The following is an 18,660-nucleotide window of genomic DNA, read 5'->3' as shown; positions in this document are numbered from 1 at the left end:
GGGGGGGGGCTGCGTTCTTTCGCCTCGATCACATACTTATGTATGCTCCCAAGGTCGCAGCAAGATTAAATCTGCGCTGAATTATACTCGTTTTTACCACAGCCTCAAAATGGTGTGGTGAGTGTGACCTAACTGCTTGTTGCTTAAAAACAATATCCCGAATCGCAGAACCTGCTCATCGGGATATTATAATAACAACTTAATCAATGGCGATGTTTAATCGTAATTGAAATTACTCGTCACCATTTAAGCCAGCGCGGTTCAGTAAGAACTGAGCTAACATAGAAACCGGACGACCGGTTGCTCCTTTAGCTTTTCCTGAACGCCATGCAGTACCTGCGATATCCAAGTGCGCCCAGTTATATTTACCTGTAAAGCGTGCTAAGAAGCAGCCTGCGGTAATAGCACCACCCGGACGACCACCCGTGTTCGCTAAATCAGCAAAGTTAGAGCTGATTTGCTCATAGTATTCGTCAGCTAACGGTAAACGCCAAGCACGGTCGCCAGCTTGCTCTGAAGCATTTAACAGCTCGTGAGCCAGTGGGTTGTGGTTGGACATTAAACCAGTGTAGTGGCTACCTAAAGCAATCACACATGCGCCTGTTAATGTGGCGATATCGATAACCAGTTCTGGATCGAAACGCTCAACGTAAGTCAGGGTATCACACAGGACTAAACGACCTTCCGCATCCGTGTTTAACACTTCGACAGTTTGACCAGACATAGTGGTTAGGACATCACCAGGACGATATGCGTGCCCACCCGGCATGTTTTCACAGCCAGCCAGTACGCCGACGACGTTAATTGGCAGTTGCAGATCAGTGATAAAGCGCATGACACCGTAAACGGTCGCGGCACCGCACATGTCGTATTTCATCTCATCCATGCCATCAGCAGGCTTGATGGAAATACCGCCTGAGTCGAAGGTTAAACCTTTACCGACCAGTACAATTGGTTTGCACTCTGGATCTGGGTTGCCTTTGTACTCCATGATGGACATCAGAGATTCGTTCTGAGAACCTTGACCCACTGCTAAGTACGCGTTCATGCCCAGCTCTTTCATTTGCTCTTCGCCGATCACGCGAGTAGTCAGTTTGCTGTCAGAAATGTCTGCCAGTTGGCGAGCTTGTGATGCTAAATAGCCAGCGTTACAGATATTTGGTGGCATGTTACCCAAATCTTTAGCCGCTTTAACGCCAGAGGCGATAGCTAAACCGTGGGCGATAGCACGCTCACCGCTGGTCAGTTCACGGCGCGTTGGTACATTGAAGACCAGTTTACGCAGTGGACGGCGGTGTTCAGTTTTGTTACTTTTCAGCTGGTCGAAGACATACAGGGATTCTTTCGCTGTCTCAACGGCTTGGCGAACTTTCCAGTAGTTGTTGCGACCTTTTACATGTAACTCAGTCAAGAAACAAACGGCTTCCATTGAGCCAGTTTCATTCAGAGTACTAATAGTTTTCTGAATGATTTGTTTAAATTGACGCTCATCGAGTTCACGTTCTTTACCGCAACCGATCAGTAAAATACGCTCAGATAGAACGTTAGGCACATGATGCAGCAGCAAGGATTGACCTACTTTACCTTCAAGCTCACCGCGGCGCAGCAGGGCGCTGATATATCCGTCACTAATTTTGTCCAGCTGTTCAGCGATAGGGGACAGACGGCGTGGTTCAAAGACTCCGACAACGATGCAAGCACTACGTTGTTTTTCCGGGCTACCACTTTTTACACTAAACTCCATGTGTTCTCCTGAATCTTAAAGACAAAGGTCGATGCTCCAGTTAAAATTAGCCTTTCGCATGATCTGGCTTATAGAGAATGAACTCTTTGTGTTAAATTGAGCAAATACCTAGTTTCGCTTATATTAAGCATATTCCGATATAGCACTTAGTATAGATAATGCTTTTATATCATTCTAGCCAAACAATAAACCAGAGTATATTTTAGTAAATGGCTGTCATAGAACGAACTTAGCCATTTTCATCCCAAAAGACAAGTTTTCACAGGCGTAATAAGCGTGATCATTATTCGATATTTGGTTCGGGAAACCCTGAAAAGCCAGCTGGCGATACTTTTTGTCCTGCTGCTTATCTTTTTTAGTCAAAAGTCCATCGACATCTTAGGTGCCGCTGTTCAGGGGAATATTCCTTCGAATTTAGTTCTTCCATTATTAGGATTGGGTGTGCCGGAGATGGCGCAACTTATCTTACCTTTGAGCCTATTCCTTGGGCTATTGATGACTTACAGCAAATTGTACACAGAAAGCGAAATTACTGTGATGCATGCCTGCGGCCTAGGTAAAAGTGTGCTTGTGAAAGCGGCGCTGGTACTTGCTGCATTAACTGCCTTAGTCGCCGTTGCCAATATTACTTGGATGTTGCCTTGGTCATCTCAGTATCAAGAACAAGTTTTGGCAGATGCAAAAGCCAACCCCGGTTTAGCGGCGATGGTGGAAGGGCAGTTTAAAACCACCAAAGATGGCAACTTTGTGTTGTACATCGGCGAAGTCAAAGGCAATGATTTTAAAAATGTTTTCTTAGCTCAGTTGCGTACAGCCAATGAGCAGCGTCCTTCCGTTGTGGTCGCGGATAGCGGTTATATGAAAGAAGACGAATATGGTCGCCAGATGGTGGTGCTAGACCAAGGTACTCGCTACGAAGGCACGGCAATGCTGAGAGATTTCCGCATCACTGACTTCGTAAATTACCAAGCCGTTGTTGACCATAAAGCCACAGATGTCAGTACGGATAAAGTGGAACAAAAAACCATGATGCAGCTGTGGAATGAGAGCAATCCTGAGGTCAATGCTGAATTCCACTGGCGTCTAACCATTGTATTCTCTGTGGTGGTCATGGCGTTGATGGTGGTTCCTCTGAGTGAGGTCAACCCGCGTCAAGGGCGTGTGCTCAGTATGATCCCTGCCATGCTGTTGTACCTGATTTTCTTCTTATTACAAAGTACGTTACGTAATAGCGCAGATAAGGGGGATATCGACCCTAAATATGCAATGTGGGCGGTTAACTTTGGTTACTTGCTATTAGCAGTGATACTGAATTTATGGGATACCGTACCAATGCGCAAAGTGCGTGCTAAGTTGACAAGAGGGGTTGCCTGATGTTTGGTGTTTTAGATAAGTATATCGGTCGAACCATCCTCAATTCGATTTTGATGACGCTGTTTTTGTTGGTTTCGCTTTCAGGGATCATCAAGTTTGTCGAGCAACTTCGCAAAGTGGGTGACGGTGATTACACAGCAATGAGCGCAGGGGTTTTTACCTTATTAACTGTTCCCAAAGATATCGATATTTTCTTCCCAATGGCGGCATTATTGGGCGCATTGCTGGGGTTAGGCGCGTTAGCTTCCCGCAGTGAGCTGGTGGTGATGCAAGCGTCGGGTTTTACCCGTTTGCAAATTGCGATGTCTGTGATGAAAACAGCGATTCCATTGGTTATCGTTACGATGGTCATGGGGGAGTGGATTGCACCTGCAGGCGAGCAGTGGGCGCGTAACTATCGTGCAGAAAAAATTGTTGGTAGCTCTTTGGTGGTTACGGATTCAGGCATGTGGGCGAAAGATGCCCATGACTTTATCTATATCCAACGTATTAAAGATGCGAGCACCATCCAAGATGTTTCTGTTTATCGCTTCGATGACCATCGCAAATTACAGTCTGTGATGTTTGCCGCACGCGGAACTTATGATGCGGATAAAAAGCTGTGGGTGTTATCCCAAGTTCAAGAATCTATCTTGGGTAGCCAGCAAAAAATTACGGGTTCACAGCGTTTAACTTATGATTGGAAAACCAATTTAACCCCAGAGAAATTAGGCATTGTTTCTCTGAATGCGGATTCGCTTTCGATTCGCGGTCTGTATCAGTACATCACCTATTTGAAAGAGAGTGGGCAAGTTGCTTCGGTTTATCAGCTGAGTATGTGGCAAAAAATCCTAGCGCCACTTTCTGCGGCAGTCATGATGTTGATGGCGGTTTCCTTTATCTTCGGACCTCTGCGTACGGTTCCAATGGGTGTGCGTGTGATTTCAGGGATTGTGGGCGGCTTCTTGTTTTACATCTTAAACCAAGGCTTTGGTAACTGGAGTTTGGTCTATTCCATTCCGCCAGTACTTGCGGCAGCGCTGCCGAGTGTCTTGTTCTTGGGCGTGAGTATCTTCTTGTTAGTGAAACGAAAATAGCCCATTCCCTTTAAATTGAAAAAGGCTGTAGAATCGAATGATTTTACAGCCTTTTTTATTGCTGATGGCAACTCTCCACTTCAAGAACTCACTCATTTTCTGCTGAAGATAAAATTACCGAAATTACTCAGCATCGATTGAATTTTTCCTTGTGGCTTAAATAATACTTGCTGGATCCTTTTTTGTTTCGTCTGAGATGTATATTCACCGATAATGCCAATCACATTTTTTCCACTCTTGTTGGCAATCTGTTGTGCATAAGAGAAAGCACCGCCATTGGCACTGTATGATTTTTCAATCATGTAAGCATTTTTCCAAGTTGCTTGCCTGGTTGCTTGAATGAATGATTGCTTTGCTTCGTTTATGGTATCTGTGAGTAACTTTTTATACTCAGCCGTTGCTTCAATGTTCGGATTATCCGCTTTTTCATTAACCAGTCTTGAAAAATCTATTTCGACATAGTCTGGTTTTTTAGGTTGTGGACAGATTTCTGGATGATTACGTACATTTCTGAGTTGCTGTACTAATTCAGAAATAGTGTTCCTTCCTGATTTTACGGAGCTGGGGCGCACTATGTTATGAGCGAAAAGCGGGATAATTTTCATCTTAGTTCCTTTGCTAATCATAAGTAATAAGGCCTAAGAGTAGCGAAAGGTCATACTAAAATATTGCATAAAAAGCAGACGTCTATCAAAAAAAGCAGTCGTCTAACAAAAATAACAACGAATAAAAAACTGCCTGAAGGGCTCAGGCAGTTGTCACGATAAACGTAAGTACGCGCACAAATCCGCGTTTTAAGGTAGGGGCATAACTCGCCAGTGCATTAATCGCGTCGGCGGTACCCTTTCAATTTTTCCCATACGCATGGTTAGATGATAATGAAGCAACCATATCATTCACACCTGCGGTCAACTTACTGAACTTACTACCATCTTTACGAGTCATCACCACGAATACCGCAATATTTTGCTGTGGGATCATCGCCATATAGGTATTAAATCCGCCGCCGCCGCCGGTTTTCTGGTAGATCCCCGGAATACCGTTTTTAGGCTTCATATATACCCAGCCAAGACCCAATCCATCCGCATAACCTGCAACGTCCATTCCTTTGGCATCTAACAGCTTTTCACGGGGGAAGAAAATACCTTGCTCGCGGGCTGCGGTCGCTTTACGTAGGTTATTATCCGTGGATAAAAATTGCTGCATCCACTTTTGCATATCTGCCGGAGTAGAATACACACCACCGCTTCCTGCTGCTGCAAGGGTGTTATGGCAAGGGCTTGGCTTGGTGCCTTCCATTAAACGGGCGCACTGACTTTTGCTTGGGGTGTAGGTGGTATCCGTCATTTTCGCCGGAGATGTCACGTATTTGCTGAACAATTGCGGGTATGACTGCCCCGTCGCTTTGACCATCGCATCAGCGAGTAAATCATAGGCGAGGTTGGAATAAGCGGCTTCAGTACCCGGTGTAAAATCGAGTTTACCGGTTTTCAGCCATGTCCAACGGTTCTCTTGAGTTGGCCAAATAAAGACAGGGCGACCCCATTTTCCACCCGGTTGTTCACGAGGCAAGCCACTGGTATGGCTCGCTAAATGATACAGTCGGATAGGTTGCCCGCTGTTGTTATCAGGCACGGTAACACCGTTGTAGCTGTATTGCTGTAGCGGGTCGGTGATCGCTAATTTTTTATCTTGCTCCAGCTTAATTAAGATTTCGCTGGTCATTAATTTGCTAACAGAAGCAATGCGGATCAGGGAGTTCGGACCCGGTTTTTGTCCATTACCCGGCGCGGTTTCACCATAATAGCGAGCGAGAGTTTGGTTATTATCAATAACGATAATAGCCATGCCTCGGGCATCGCTTTCGTTATAAATTCGATTTGCATACATATCGACGATTTTGGTGACACGCTCGTAAGTTCTTCTATCGCCTTCGAATATTTGCCACTCGGAGTTACCTGCAAGCATGCCACTTGGTGAGCTTTGCGCGGTTTTTTCTGTCGTTGAGGAACAGGCCATCAATGCCGCAGACAGTGCGGATACCGACAAAATTTTAAGAAATGTTTTCTTCATGTTTGAAGCCAGCCGATATGATTGTTTATAAAAGGCTTTTCAGCCAATATTTATTTTTTCTTTGAGAAAATTTTCATGACGACACCAATTAAGATGCCAATAACCAGACCAGTGGCTATCCATCCAACAAAGCCCATAAAATATGCCTTTATTATTTTACATAAGAGTGCGGATAAACTAACAAAAATTACGCTTTGTCGCCAGTCACCGAAGGGTTAAGACAATGAAAATACTCTTAGGAAAATTAGCATAGATATTCAAATGTTGTTGAACATAACAGGGGATATTGGGCTTTTTATGGAAAGATTTTTTCAGGTGCTTTTTTTTTAATCGAACAATCTGATTGTTCAAGATAAATGTTGCCAGTCAGCATAAGGCAAGTATAATGGCACCGTTTTCCAAGAAACACATCACTTCGTGCCGGAGTGGCGGAATTGGTAGACGCAGTTGATTCAAAATCAACCGCCTTCGGGTGTGCCGGTTCGAGTCCGGCCTTCGGCACCAAAAATCAGACGCTTAGAGTGTCTTTTTTTATGTCTGGAATTCAGATGTATAAATACCTCATCACGACTTTTCCCATCCTTTTAACTATATAAATTCTAATGACACAGAATATCCAAATTAACCCTAACGTTATTAAAATTAATTATTTTTTGCATATAGAATATAGAATTATTGATTAGGTGAAAATATATCTAAATAGCGTAATGCTATGTATTAAAAAGATTTTTATTATAACTCTGAATATTTTCTATACAAAATGTAATGATAGATTTTGCTATAATACGATGATTGATTAGGATTTTTTGCAAGAAAATAGAACAACTGACTTGGTCGTGTTAGCATTATTCATTAATTTTAATTCGATTAGGTGAAAAGTTTTTATGTCTTATCAATCTCCTCAGTTTTCTCAAACAGAAACAGATCTTATTAACTTAATTAATCGTACACAACAGTTTACATGGAATGGCTGTATTTATGATGTTGTGAAAGCGAGTAAACCCAGTACAAGCAAGGGTGAATGCAAAACAGATGTGTTTATTAAAACCCTGCAAGGAAACTTTAAAATATCAATAAAACAATCCAATGCAGATTTTTTAGAAAATAAGATATCTTATGAGCGAGCAAGCCAAATTTTTGGATATGACACAGATTCTATATTACGTAGAAGTATTGGAACTATTAAACAAAGTTTTCAAAATCACCCTTTAATTTGCTTTAAAAAAATGGGAAGGACAGAAGAAAAAACGATCCTTTTAGGTTGGAAATTTGAGCTATTGAACAAAATGAGTGGCAATAAATCAGGAGTTCTTCAGTTGACTGACGAACAAAAGCTAAATGTTTACTCTGGTCATCTACTGTCAAGAGATAAACGTGATGCATTTGTTGATGGGCAAGTCATAGCTGATTCGGGAGTAGCTGACTATATACTTGAAATTGATAAGGTTATAGGACATAACCTTCAATTTTATATAAACAAACTTAGACCTATCCATGACTTTTCTAGGCAACAAACTATCTATTTTGCTTGTAAGGCATTGAATTATCGTTCATTGGTGGATAAATGGGATGGGGATAGGCCTTTAGCCGTATATGTCAATTGGTGCTTACATAATGGTGAGCTTAAAAGTTCTATTTGTTATGACCGACCTCTTCAAGTTAAAGGGAATGTTATTGGCGATAAGATTAGAGGTATTTTAAGGACGCTAAATATTAATAAGGATAATTTTGATGAATTGAAAAAATATTATTCAGGTAATGCGTATCCTTGATAATTATATGAAAGGGGACTTGTGGAGGTCCCCTTTTATATCAATTAATGTTGGTCAAGATGTTTACGAATACTAGTAGCTAATACTTTAGCAAAAGGAACCGCAACTGCATTACCAATCATTTTGTAACCGACGGCTACGTTTTTATATAAAAACTCAAAACTATCAGGAAACCCTTGTATACGAGCACATTCTCGAACACTTAACCGTCTATATTCATGACCTGTTATGAATGTAAACTTGTCAGTTTCAACCTTTTCCATTTTGGGGGCGCTAGGGTGAATTGGAGCGTGCCGTCCACCGGCTTGTATTGTAAATGATGGTTCATCCCATGATCTAACTCTATTACGTGACATAAACATGGATGAAAAATCACCGATCATATACTCGTGATTCACGATTTGAACATTTGGATTTGGCTTTTGCCCACTAAGAGCTGGGACAGCTAAGCCATCAAGATCTTTAATGATATCTTTGAGAGTTTTTCTTTCTTTTTTTTCAATAGGTTCTGGAAAAGTATAAGAAATATTCAGATCGCTTCTGAAGCCAACGAAAATCACACGTTTCCTATCTTGAGCTACACCATAATCTACTGCATTAAGCATTTTATAATAGAGATCATAGCCCGCTTCTTTAAACATTTTCTTTATGTTATCAAGAGCATCTTTATGTCTAGAATGTTCCATACCACTAACATTTTCAGCAAGAAAAAACTTTGGCTTTTTTGCCTCTAAGATTCTAATGAAATCAAAAAAAAGCTGACCTCGCTTATCATTAATACCTCTTTGGGCACCAGCTTCACTCCAACTTTGGCATGGCGGTCCCCCAATAATTCCATCACATTCAGGAACTTCATCAGAGGTAATATTGGTGATACTACGCTGATCTAGCTCAGTGTGTGGATGATTTTTCTTGTAAGTATCCCAAATATCTTTGTCAAATTCATTAGCCCAAATCACATTGAAGCCAGCTTGTTCAAATCCAAGATCTAGTCCACCTGCACCGGCAAAAAATGAAACGATTCTATTAGACATATTTTTGTAGTTCACTAGTTTGTTAAGATATTTCAGAGTATAGCAAAGTACTGTATAAAAGGCCAGTTTTATATGTTTGTGTCAACTTTCCATTAATTGAGGCATTCCAGATTAGAGTCTTCTAAATAGCCACCAGTATATCAACTCTTGGCGCATGCAGCTTTGACTTATCGTTTTGGTGAGGAACATCAACCGATTACCGAAAAACAAGTATTACACTCTTGCAGCTTGGAAGATAAGAAAAATGAATTATGGATGGTATACCAACACTTGCAGGAGAACTTAACCAAAGGTGAATTATCAGGCAGAAATACGAAAAGTAAGTGAACTCGTACACGTTCGATGAATGGCATCGATGGTGATATTAAATTGAAAAAGACGTTATGGGGGAAGACAGAAAAAATGTAGGGGCATTTTTTTAATGCAGTAGTTTAAGTTATATATTTATCTAATATTATCAATTGCTTAATTATACGGTTTTTTCAGTATTGAGCACTTGCTATGAATTATATTGTTTAATATTTATTTCTCATTAATATTATGATTAAAATAGTCTTATTTAATTTAAAACTAGACTGATAACCTTTGAAATAAAAAAATAATTAGATGGTTCTATTTGTTTTCTAATCGTTTTAATTTAATCTTTTAATAATTATTCTTGATTTTCTTATATAAAGTCAAGGCGATAATCGTTCGTATTTTAAAGATTACACTACTTGATTTATAAATAGAGGCCCTAGTCCCTTGATTGAAAGCGTGTGGGTTGAAATATCACCGATTTGTACTTTTCCCTTCTAAAATTGATGCAAAACAAGTTAACAAGCTTCAACCAAATTCATTAAGCGCTATCATAGGAAAATCTGTGAAGTATTAAAATATCGGGCTAAAACGACTCTCCCAAGCTCGTTATTGATTCTTCTGATTTCTAAAATAACTATTGAGAAATACCTATGCAGCTTATTACATTACCACAGGGGCTAGTTCATGATTAGTGGCTTATTTATTGGTCTACTTTTTGGTGCGCTACTCCAGTCAGGACAATTTTGCTTTGTTTCTGGCTTCAGAAATATTGTTTATCAGAGAAATACGCGTTTTCTTACGGCACTATTGATTGCTATCTCTATTCAAGCGGTTGGATTTTTTGCTTTGCAATCAATGGGATTGATAACGATTCCAGAAGGCACATTACCTGTAACTGCCACAATTATCGGTGGCTTTTTATTTGGTGTAGGCATGGTATTAGCAGGTTGCTGCGGCGGCGGGGCTTGGTTCCGCTCTGGTGAAGGGTTAACTGGAACATGGCTCACATTATTTGCGTTTATTGTCACGATGGCATCCGCTTGGAAAGGAAGTTTAAAGCATTGGATTGACCCGTTATTAACCCACCCAGCACAGATTGATACCATCGATAAAACATTGAACATCTCTCCGTGGTATCTGGTTGCGATATTAATTATCGTCACGATTGGCTTACTGATTTATCAGCATCGCCACCCGCGCTATTCACCTCCGCCATTAGGAAAATATAAGCAATTACCCCTTAACTTAACGGCGGTATTTATTGGGATCCTCGGGATTATTGCTTGGTATTTGAGTGCGGAAAGTGGACGTAATTTTGGTTTTGGGATCTCAGTGCCTTCTGCGAATGTGGTTCAATATCTCGTCACTGGTCAGCAGCGTTACCTTAATTGGGGAACCTTATTTGTTATTGGTATTTTAGCAGGCTCCATGATCAGCGCCAAGCTCCGAGGTGAGTTTGCATTAACATTGCCCCCTGACGGGAAAACGGTTGTAAAACGCCTAATGGGTGGAGTTGTGATGGGAATAGGGGCAACACTAGCGGGAGGATGCACCGTCACTAACTCACTGGTGGCAACCGCCTATTTCTCTTGGCAGGGGTGGATTTCAACATTTATGGTGATGGCGGGTGTTTGGCTCACAAGTTATTTCATCAGACCGACACAGTGCAGAATATAGGAAAAAAAATGAAGGCAAAATTAGCCATTTTATTATTATCAGTTTGGTTGTCGGGCTGTGATCAGACCGTAGTAAAAGATATTAGTATTGATGAGTTATCGAAGAATCTAAATAATCCAGATTATCTTATTATCGATACCCGACCAGATAGCCTATTTTTTGGTTTTAAAGATAAAGACGCTGCGCGTGGTGGTCATATACAAGGCGCTATGCAATTTACGACGGGCTGGCTGGACTTTATTGATGAAGATAAGTTTACTCACTTCGTGGAAGAAAAAGGAATTACCAAAGAAAAAACACTGGTTTTCTATGATAGCAATCTCGATGATTTAGAGCGTGTCACCGCGGAATTTGCAGCTAAAGGTTATAAGGTACTCGCATTTAAAGAGTTCATTAAATATGCCAATGCAGATTATCCGATGGATAAATATCCCAATTATTGGATGAGTGTTTCGCCAAGCTGGGTCAATGCGGCGCTGAAGGGCGAAAAACCTGAAAGCTATACCAGTGACCAAAAGCCTATCATTTTTGAAGTCTCTTGGGGGGATGCGGAGCAGTCAAAATCGTATTCTACTCATATTAAAGGTGCCTACCATTTTAATACTGACTGGATTGAAAATGGGCCAGTATGGAACCTATCCGAACCGAATGTGATTGAACATAATTTATTGAAAAATGGTATCCATAAGGATACGCCAGTGGTGGTTTATTCTGAAAACCAGATGGCCGCATTACGCGTATTATGGGCATTAAAATGGGCGGGTGTGGAAGATGTTCGCTTTCTTAATGGCGGTTTAAATGTCTGGGTTGATGCGGAATTACCAACAGAAACCGTGATGAATATACCTGTACCGATTACAGATTTTGGGACATCTATTCCAGCAAATCCTCAGGTCAACATTTCTATGCCTGCGGAAGCGATACAAGCACAACAAGCGGGATTAAAGCTAATCAGTAATCGTACTTGGGATGAGTATACGGGGAAAATTACGGGGTATGATTATATTCCACGTAAAGGCGAGCCTGCTGGGGCTATCTGGGGATTTGGCGGTAAAAACGCGAACGATATGTCTGACTATTATGATCCTGACGGCACGTTACGTAATCCAGAAGAGATATTTGCCCTTTGGAAAACACAAGGCATTGAGCCATCAGACCACGTTGCTTTTTATTGTGGTACAGGGTGGAGAGCCAGTGTTTCATGGTTTATGACTCAAATGGCGGGATGGGAAAATAGCCAGATCTATGATGGCGGCTGGAATGCATGGCAAATGGATCCTGAATTACCGGTACTCAATAATGCGCAGAGTAAAATCACCAAACCAAGCGCATTGAATGACTTTGGCGAAATCGTGAAAAAACCGGGACAATCTTGTAAAAGCTAATCAGGTCTCTGGTTAAACGGTAAAGTGGGGAAATATCATGGTAGAACAATCACTACCATGATATGACCTCAAATTAACTTAGTGCGATGGGTTATTATCTTCTTTTGACTTCTCTTGTTCTAAGACTTCACGATACCAGCGTGGGTGATGTTTTCTTGCCCACCCCCGCGTTACCCAGCCTTCCACCATGCTACGAATTGAGCCTTTGACCCAAAAAGCCGCATAAGCATGAACGATAACGGTAATGATCAACACTATCGCTGATATTGAATGAGCCAGTAGCGCAATTCGGATCACGCCAATAGAAAAATAATCGGCAAAATAAGGTCGCCAGATAATAATGCCACTGACGGTTAAGATAATGAGGCAGAGACTAAGCGCCCAATAAATACCTTTCTGACCAAGATTATAATGGCCGATATCGCCAGCTTCTTCATTGCGCAGTACTTTATGAATATTCTTTGCCCAAATAAGATCTTGTTTATCCACAAAGTTATGCTTCAAATATCTGAAAAACATGAAGATAAACATGAACGCCATGAGGCATCCAACAAAGGGATGTAACAGCCGCGATAATTGTGGAGTACCTAAAATATTCATAAACCAATTCAATGAGGGGAAAAAGAATCCCAAACCACTGAATGCCGTAAATACAAAGGCAATGACCACTAGCCAGTGATTAATACGTTCTGACGGAGTATGGCGTAAGATTTCATCACTGTTCTTTTTCATCATGGTTGCTCCTCTTTGTGTTCGGATTGTTCCGTTTTAGAAGCGGCTTCCATATCTTTAAGCGCTTCTTCTTCATCTTCTTTGGTTGTGTGGTTTGGTCCAATACCAAAGTAATGGAAAACCGCCCCCGCAAACGTTGCAGCAAAACCAACAGCAGCAAGCGGCTTCCAGATTCCTTTCCAGAATTTAACCGTTTCACTGATTTCAGGATTTTCAGGCAATCCATGATACAAATTAGGTTTATCTGCATGATGAAGAACATACATGACGTGAGTTCCACCAACTCCTTGTGGATCATAAAGCCCAGCATGTTGATAGCCACGGGTATTCAATTCTGAAACACGCTCTTGTGCGAGGTTTTTCATATCCAGCTTGCTACCAAAATGGATAGCACCCGTTGGACAGGTTTTTACACAAGCAGGTTCTTGACCAACATCGACACGATCAACGCATAACGTGCACTTATAGGCGCGGTTATCATCCTGATTGATGCGAGGCACATCAAATGGGCAACCTGCAATACAATAACCACAGCCAATGCAATGTTCAGATTGGAAATCAACAATCCCATTCGCATATTGCACAATAGCCCCTTCTGCTGGGCAGGCCTTTAAACATCCGGGATCTGCACAGTGCATGCAGCCATCTTTACGAATTAACCACTCTAGCTTGCCGTTTTCTTCAACTTCAGAAAAACGCATAACAGTCCATGATTTTGCTGTTAAATCAATAGGGTTATCATAAACACCGATATTCGTACCGACTTTGTCCCGAATATCGTTCCACTCTGAACACGCAACTTGGCAAGCTTTACAACCAATACAGATTGTTACATCAATGAGTTTTGCAACTTCTTCCTGATAATCACGAACTTGAGGCGCAGGCGTTAAGGAGTTAGTCGCAGAGCGACGGATAATATTTTGAGATTGCATTGACATAATTTCTCCTTAGGCTTTTTCAACATTGACTAAAAACGCTTTATATTCAGGGGTGAATGCATTCGCATCACCAACCGATGGCGTCAATGTGTTAGCGAGGAAACCTTTCTGTGTTGCTCCCTCAAAGCCCCAGTGACACGGAATGCCAATGGTTTCGACGACTTTTCCATTAATCGTGAGCGGTCGAATGCGTTTGGTGACGACCGCTTTGGCTTTAATAAAACCGCGTTTGGCGCTGACTCGGACTTCGTCACCTTGTTGAATACCTTTTTGTAAGGCTAGCTGTTCGCCAATCTCAATAAACTGATCTGGCTGTGCGATGGCATTGATCAGAGAATGTTTTGTCCAGTGGCGAAATAGCTCGGTGATGGAGTAGGTTGTTGCCACATACGGAAAATCTTTGGCGTTACCTAAATGGTCTGCATCATAGCTATACAGCCGAGCAACGGGGTTACGAGAAACCGCGGAGTGCAATAAATTATGTTCTACCGGTGATTCAAAGGGTTCATAGAATTCGGGGAATGGGCCATCGGCCATTTTATCCACGGCAAATAAGCGGCCAACGCCTTCAGGTTGCATAATAAAGGGACCAACACCACTGTCTGGTGGCGCGTTACTAAAATCGGGAACATCAAATCCTCCCCATTTTGTGCCATCCCATTTAATCAGTTGTCGATTTTCATCCCACGGTTTACCACTTGGATCAACGGATGCGCGATTATAAAGTACTCGACGATTTTGGGGCCAAGCAAACGCCCAACCCGGCGTACAACCTAATCCGGATGGATCAGCGTTATCGCGGTTTGCCATTTGGTTGCCTTTTTCTGTCCAGCAACCGGAATAAAGCCAACAAAAGCTGGCAGTAGAACCGTCAGATTTCAGTTGATGAAAACCATCAATCTGTTGACCTTTCTTCAGTAATAATTTGCCGGAATCATCAAAGATATCTTGCATTGCTTGACCATTCGCTTCTCTAGCGACCTCTTCGGGTTGAGGATCATAAGGGTCAATATAGTTCCAAGAGAGATTCATCAACGGTTCAGGACAAACGCCGCCTTCTTCACGATAAAGTTGGCGTAAGCGCATTAATAAATGCCCAAGAATTTTACCGTCATGCCATGCTTGAGCTGGTGGGCGCGCGCCCGCCCAGTGCCATTGTAACCAACGACCAGAGTTTGCTATCGAGCCGTTTTCTTCAGCAAAGCAAGATGAAGGGAGGCGGAAAACTTCAGTTTGGATATCTGCGGTAGTGACATCATTCATTTCGCCATGGTTTTGCCAGAAGTTAGAAGATTCAGTCACCAGTGGGTCGATGATGACTAAATATTTGAGCTTGGCGAGCGCTGCACTACTTTTATTTTTATCAGGGAAAGCCGCTAAAGGGTTAAAACCTTGAACAATATAGCCATTCATTTTCCCATCAATCATCATCTGGGTTTGAGCCATAATATCGTAGCTTTTATCCCACTTCGGTAGCCAGTGATAGCCCCACTCATTACTTGCTGTCGCACTATCCCCCCAAAAACTTTTCATTAAGCTAATAAAAAAGTCGGGTGTCCTTTTCCAGTAGTTGACTTGGTCTGGCACAATTGCGCTTGGGGTGATTTGTGACAAATAGGTTTGTAGCGAAGTTTGTTTTTCATTCGGCAAAGGCATATAGCCCGGAAGATTTAAAGATAACAACCCTAAATCGCTATAACCTTGAATATTTGAGTGTCCTCGTAACGCATTGACGCCACCACCAGGCATTCCCACATTACCCAGTAACAGTTGGATCATACCTGCGGTACGGATAGTTTGAGCGCCACCAGTATGGTGTGTCCATCCGAGTGCATACAAAATCGTGGCGGTGCGGTTGTTGACTGAGGTTGATGCAAGTTGCTCACAAATATAAATAAAATCTTCAATTGGCGTGCCACATAACGTCGTCACCATTTCTGGCGTATAGCGAGCTACGTGCTGTTTCAATAAATTCCAGACACAGCGTGGGTGCTGAAGAGATTTATCTTTTAGAGCATGACCATTTTCATCCGTTTCATAGTGCCAAGAACTACGATCGTATTGTTGGTTATCTTTATCAAAGCCACTAAAGAGGCCATCGTTAAACTGATAATCTTCACGAACGATTAAAGGTGCGTTGGTATAGGCTTTCACATACTCATGTTGGATTTTATCATTTTCAATGAGATAGCGGATAACGCCTAATAAAAATGCGGTATCAGAACCTGCACGAATAGGGGAGTACAAATCTGCGACGGAGGCACTACGGTTAAAACGTGGGTCAACCACAATAACTTTGGCATTATTTTTAATTTTGGCTTCGATAACCCACTTAAAACCAACCGGATGCGCTTCTGCGGGGTTGCCACCCATGATTAAAACCACGTTGGCATTTTTAATGTCGACCCAGTTATTGGTCATGGCGCCACGACCAAAAGTAGGGGCAAGTGCCGAAACAGTCGGTGCGTGACAAAGTCTGGCTTGGCAATCGATGGCTAACATGCCGAGTGACCGCGAAAATTTATTATCGAGGATACCAGTTTCATTACTTGCCGCAGATGAACACAACATACCCGTTGTCAGCCAGCGGTTAACTTCTTGGCCTTTTTCATTGTGAGTCACGAAGTTATCATCGCGATCTTTTTTCATTAATCGCGCAATTTTATCTATCGCTTCATTCCATGAAATTCGCTCCCATTTATCGGAACCTGCTTTGCGATATTCAGGGTATTTTAAGCGGTTTTCACTATGAATATAGTCGATAAGACCGGCACCTTTTGGGCATAGAGAGCCTCGGCTAACCGGATGGTCTGGGTCACCTTCGATATGGTAAATGGATTTATCTACATTCTTGGCGCCGTCACCCAGACTGTACATCAAGATGCCACAGCCCACTGAGCAGTAAGTGCAGTTATTTCGGGTTTCTATTGAGCGTAATAGTTTATATTGGCGAGTGCTTGCAAAGGATACATTAGGGGCAAAACCGAGTAGTGCGGCAGAGGTTCCAGCCATGCCACCCGCACAAATTTTAAAAAAAGACCGTCGACTGACTTGCATCAGCGTCTCCTTGTAAATTGATTAGAAATACCAAGGCTAGGCAGTTAAAAAAAACAGCCTATCCAGAGTGGGTTTTCATTTTTCAATCATTCAAGACAGACCTGAGCATCATAAGAACTCAATGTAATGAACTACAACATAAAATGATGGGAGCGAATTATAAAGGTTAAAAAAAATAAATCCATATTAATAATATGGTCATACCCACACATAAAAAACAACATATTATTTAACCAATAATAATCAAAAAGTGATCGTGAAATAGCGTTTTAGTCACTATTTATCTTCTTAAAAATAGGGGTAAGTTAGTTATTTAATTTTTTTAAAATTTCCCCATCGTCATTGCTGTTGAGCAACTCTTCTGAATATAAGCCAAAGCGATTTGCACCTTATTGATGCAAACCGCTTTTTATCGATCCCAAATACGAAACTAATACATATACTTAATACCAAACATTGCTTGAGTATCACTGTAGCCGGAATCGCCGAGTTGCTGAGAAACGTTCCCCCACAGGTTCAAGTTCGAGTTAATCTGGCCTTCAATACCGATTTTCACTTCCCCAGTATTGCGGGTGCCGGCAATATTAAACTGCTCGCCATTCATCTTCACACCATACTGTTTGCTGTTATAAATCCAGTTAGTTTCGACAAAAGGCTCAAAGTTGCGACCTTTACCTTCATCAATGGCATTGTGGCCATGTAGGTAAGCCCGTAATCCCAGGCGTGTACGGATATTGTTTTCTCCGCTGCTACTGACGAGGGTGCCATTGACTTCGGTATGGTCATTCGCTTTCACACCTTGCCACGTCACTTGCGCTTTAGGTTGCAGATAGAAAGTATTGACCATCTCATTGGTGGTGTATTCCCCCATTTTGAAGGTATAACCGGACTCTACAGAAGCCGTCATGCCTCGGGATTTATATTTCTCGGTGGCAAGCTGATGACCATTAACCTCATGATCAAACCAGTTATACAGCGCCCAAGTATCAACATATAACCCAGATTTATCGGCTTCATTCGTATACCAAGTACCGTAAAGCCCTACGCTGTAACCACTTGTATTACCTTTGGAATCATAGCCATTACGGTGATTTTTGGTTTTGCTGTTCTGGTGAGCGTATCCCGCCATCACACCCACATGGTAACGATTAAGCCCATCGGTCGACCAATTGGTAACATCACCACCCAATTGGATAACGTAACGGTTATCCCGTGTATTTAGCGATCCTTGCGCCACTTGGGAACGGTTAAAGCCACCTACATTGCGTAGCCACATCGAGGTCACTTTGGTTTCGCCTGTTAACGCATCTGTATACTGAGTCTCCCCCAAACGGTCATGAAGTCGCAGATCAAACAGAGTATTGGCAGCTTGCATATTACTGATGTAAGTTCCCACTTCTGGCCGAGGTGGCGGCTTAACAGGGTCGACAGGTTTAACGGGGTCAACGGGGTCAACGGGGTCAACGGGGTCAACAGGGTCAACAGGGTCAACAGGGTC

13 protein-coding genes and 1 tRNA gene are annotated in these 18,660 nt (G+C 42.1%); 6 read left to right on the top strand and 8 right to left on the bottom strand.

Annotated features, from left to right (window positions below; all coding sequences use genetic code 11):
* Positions 1 to 232: 232 nt before the first annotated feature.
* Positions 233 to 1,744 (bottom strand): leucyl aminopeptidase, encoded by a 1,512-nt coding sequence (gene pepA / locus GKR61_RS00070; protein WP_036949149.1) that lies wholly within the window; start codon positions 1,742 to 1,744, stop codon positions 233 to 235.
* Positions 1,745 to 2,020: 276 nt separating this feature from the next.
* On the opposite strand from pepA, the gene lptF reads away from it, so the two are divergent.
* Positions 2,021 to 3,118, top strand: coding sequence for an LPS export ABC transporter permease LptF (gene lptF / locus GKR61_RS00065; RefSeq protein WP_036949152.1), 1,098 nt, complete (start codon positions 2,021 to 2,023; stop codon positions 3,116 to 3,118).
* The gene (lptG, locus tag GKR61_RS00060) at positions 3,118 to 4,194 is read left to right on the top strand and encodes an LPS export ABC transporter permease LptG (protein WP_154599685.1); all 1,077 of its coding nucleotides are present in this window, start codon (positions 3,118 to 3,120) and stop codon (positions 4,192 to 4,194) included. Before lptF ends, lptG begins: the two co-directional genes overlap by 1 nt.
* 92 nt (positions 4,195 to 4,286) lie before the next feature.
* On the opposite strand, the gene GKR61_RS00055 is transcribed toward lptG, so the two are convergent.
* Positions 4,287 to 4,799: a hypothetical protein gene (locus GKR61_RS00055; protein WP_036949157.1), complete on the bottom strand. Its 513-nt coding sequence runs from the start codon at positions 4,797 to 4,799 to the stop codon at positions 4,287 to 4,289.
* 241 nt (positions 4,800 to 5,040) lie between these two features.
* A complete protein-coding gene (gene ampH / locus GKR61_RS00050; protein ID WP_154599684.1) occupies positions 5,041 to 6,267 on the bottom strand; it encodes a D-alanyl-D-alanine-carboxypeptidase/endopeptidase AmpH in 1,227 nt (408 codons plus the stop codon).
* A gap of 419 nt (positions 6,268 to 6,686) precedes the next feature.
* Between ampH and GKR61_RS00045 the strand changes: the two genes are divergently transcribed.
* Together GKR61_RS00045 and GKR61_RS00040 are read left to right on the top strand one after the other, a co-directional pair.
* A tRNA-Leu gene (locus GKR61_RS00045) sits at positions 6,687 to 6,771 on the top strand.
* A gap of 380 nt (positions 6,772 to 7,151) precedes the next feature.
* Positions 7,152 to 8,039, top strand: a complete 888-nt coding sequence (locus GKR61_RS00040) for a hypothetical protein (RefSeq protein ID WP_154599683.1) — start codon at positions 7,152 to 7,154, stop codon at positions 8,037 to 8,039.
* Between the two features lie 44 nt (positions 8,040 to 8,083).
* Here GKR61_RS00040 and GKR61_RS00035 read toward each other — a convergent pair whose 3' ends face one another.
* Positions 8,084 to 9,073 carry a DNA cytosine methyltransferase gene (locus GKR61_RS00035; RefSeq protein WP_154599682.1) on the bottom strand — a complete coding sequence of 330 codons (990 nt, stop codon included), beginning with the start codon at positions 9,071 to 9,073 and terminating at the stop codon, positions 8,084 to 8,086.
* Positions 9,074 to 10,057: 984 nt separating this feature from the next.
* Between GKR61_RS00035 and GKR61_RS00030 the strand changes: the two genes are divergently transcribed.
* On the top strand, positions 10,058 to 11,050 hold the full coding sequence (locus GKR61_RS00030) for a YeeE/YedE family protein (RefSeq protein WP_154639459.1): 993 nt from the start codon (positions 10,058 to 10,060) through the stop codon (positions 11,048 to 11,050).
* An 8-nt stretch (positions 11,051 to 11,058) separates the two neighbouring features.
* Complete coding sequence (locus tag GKR61_RS00025) at positions 11,059 to 12,435, top strand: rhodanese-like domain-containing protein (protein ID WP_154599681.1); 1,377 nt, start codon at positions 11,059 to 11,061, stop codon at positions 12,433 to 12,435.
* Positions 12,436 to 12,513: 78 nt separating this feature from the next.
* On the opposite strand, the gene fdoI is transcribed toward GKR61_RS00025, so the two are convergent.
* From fdoI to GKR61_RS00005, 4 genes are all read right to left on the bottom strand, one after another.
* A complete protein-coding gene (gene fdoI / locus GKR61_RS00020) occupies positions 12,514 to 13,170 on the bottom strand; it encodes a formate dehydrogenase cytochrome b556 subunit (RefSeq protein ID WP_036949167.1) in 657 nt (218 codons plus the stop codon).
* Positions 13,167 to 14,105, bottom strand: coding sequence for a formate dehydrogenase subunit beta (gene fdxH / locus GKR61_RS00015; RefSeq protein WP_108479541.1), 939 nt, complete (start codon positions 14,103 to 14,105; stop codon positions 13,167 to 13,169). Before fdxH ends, fdoI begins: the two co-directional genes overlap by 4 nt.
* Positions 14,106 to 14,114: 9 nt before the next feature.
* Positions 14,115 to 17,162: a formate dehydrogenase-N subunit alpha gene (gene fdnG / locus GKR61_RS00010; protein ID WP_154639458.1), complete on the bottom strand. Its 3,048-nt coding sequence runs from the start codon at positions 17,160 to 17,162 to the stop codon at positions 14,115 to 14,117.
* 430 nt (positions 17,163 to 17,592) lie between these two features.
* Positions 17,593 to 18,660 (bottom strand): autotransporter outer membrane beta-barrel domain-containing protein (locus GKR61_RS00005; protein WP_154639457.1); only part of this gene is annotated, 1,068 nt, incomplete at its 5' end.

Origin of the sequence: Providencia sp. wls1916 (assembly GCF_009706585.1) — a bacterium.
Classification (GTDB): Bacteria; Pseudomonadota; Gammaproteobacteria; order Enterobacterales; family Enterobacteriaceae; genus Providencia; species Providencia lanzhouensis.
This window is presented reverse-complemented; position numbering and strand designations above follow the sequence as displayed.

What these genes read in the sequence shown, in the direction of transcription:
- pepA (WP_036949149.1), bottom strand. Translation starts at nt 1,744, where the DNA reads ATGGAGTTTAGTGTAAAAAGTGGTAGCCCGGAAAAACAACGTAGTGCT.
- lptG (WP_154599685.1), top strand. Translation starts at nt 3,118, where the DNA reads ATGTTTGGTGTTTTAGATAAGTATATCGGTCGAACCATCCTCAATTCG.
- GKR61_RS00055 (WP_036949157.1), bottom strand. Translation starts at nt 4,799, where the DNA reads ATGAAAATTATCCCGCTTTTCGCTCATAACATAGTGCGCCCCAGCTCC.
- ampH (WP_154599684.1), bottom strand. Translation starts at nt 6,267, where the DNA reads ATGAAGAAAACATTTCTTAAAATTTTGTCGGTATCCGCACTGTCTGCG.
- GKR61_RS00040 (WP_154599683.1), top strand. Translation starts at nt 7,152, where the DNA reads ATGTCTTATCAATCTCCTCAGTTTTCTCAAACAGAAACAGATCTTATT.
- GKR61_RS00035 (WP_154599682.1), bottom strand. Translation starts at nt 9,073, where the DNA reads ATGTCTAATAGAATCGTTTCATTTTTTGCCGGTGCAGGTGGACTAGAT.
- GKR61_RS00030 (WP_154639459.1), top strand. Translation starts at nt 10,058, where the DNA reads ATGATTAGTGGCTTATTTATTGGTCTACTTTTTGGTGCGCTACTCCAG.
- GKR61_RS00025 (WP_154599681.1), top strand. Translation starts at nt 11,059, where the DNA reads ATGAAGGCAAAATTAGCCATTTTATTATTATCAGTTTGGTTGTCGGGC.
- fdoI (WP_036949167.1), bottom strand. Translation starts at nt 13,170, where the DNA reads ATGATGAAAAAGAACAGTGATGAAATCTTACGCCATACTCCGTCAGAA.
- fdxH (WP_108479541.1), bottom strand. Translation starts at nt 14,105, where the DNA reads ATGTCAATGCAATCTCAAAATATTATCCGTCGCTCTGCGACTAACTCC.
- fdnG (WP_154639458.1), bottom strand. Translation starts at nt 17,162, where the DNA reads ATGCAAGTCAGTCGACGGTCTTTTTTTAAAATTTGTGCGGGTGGCATG.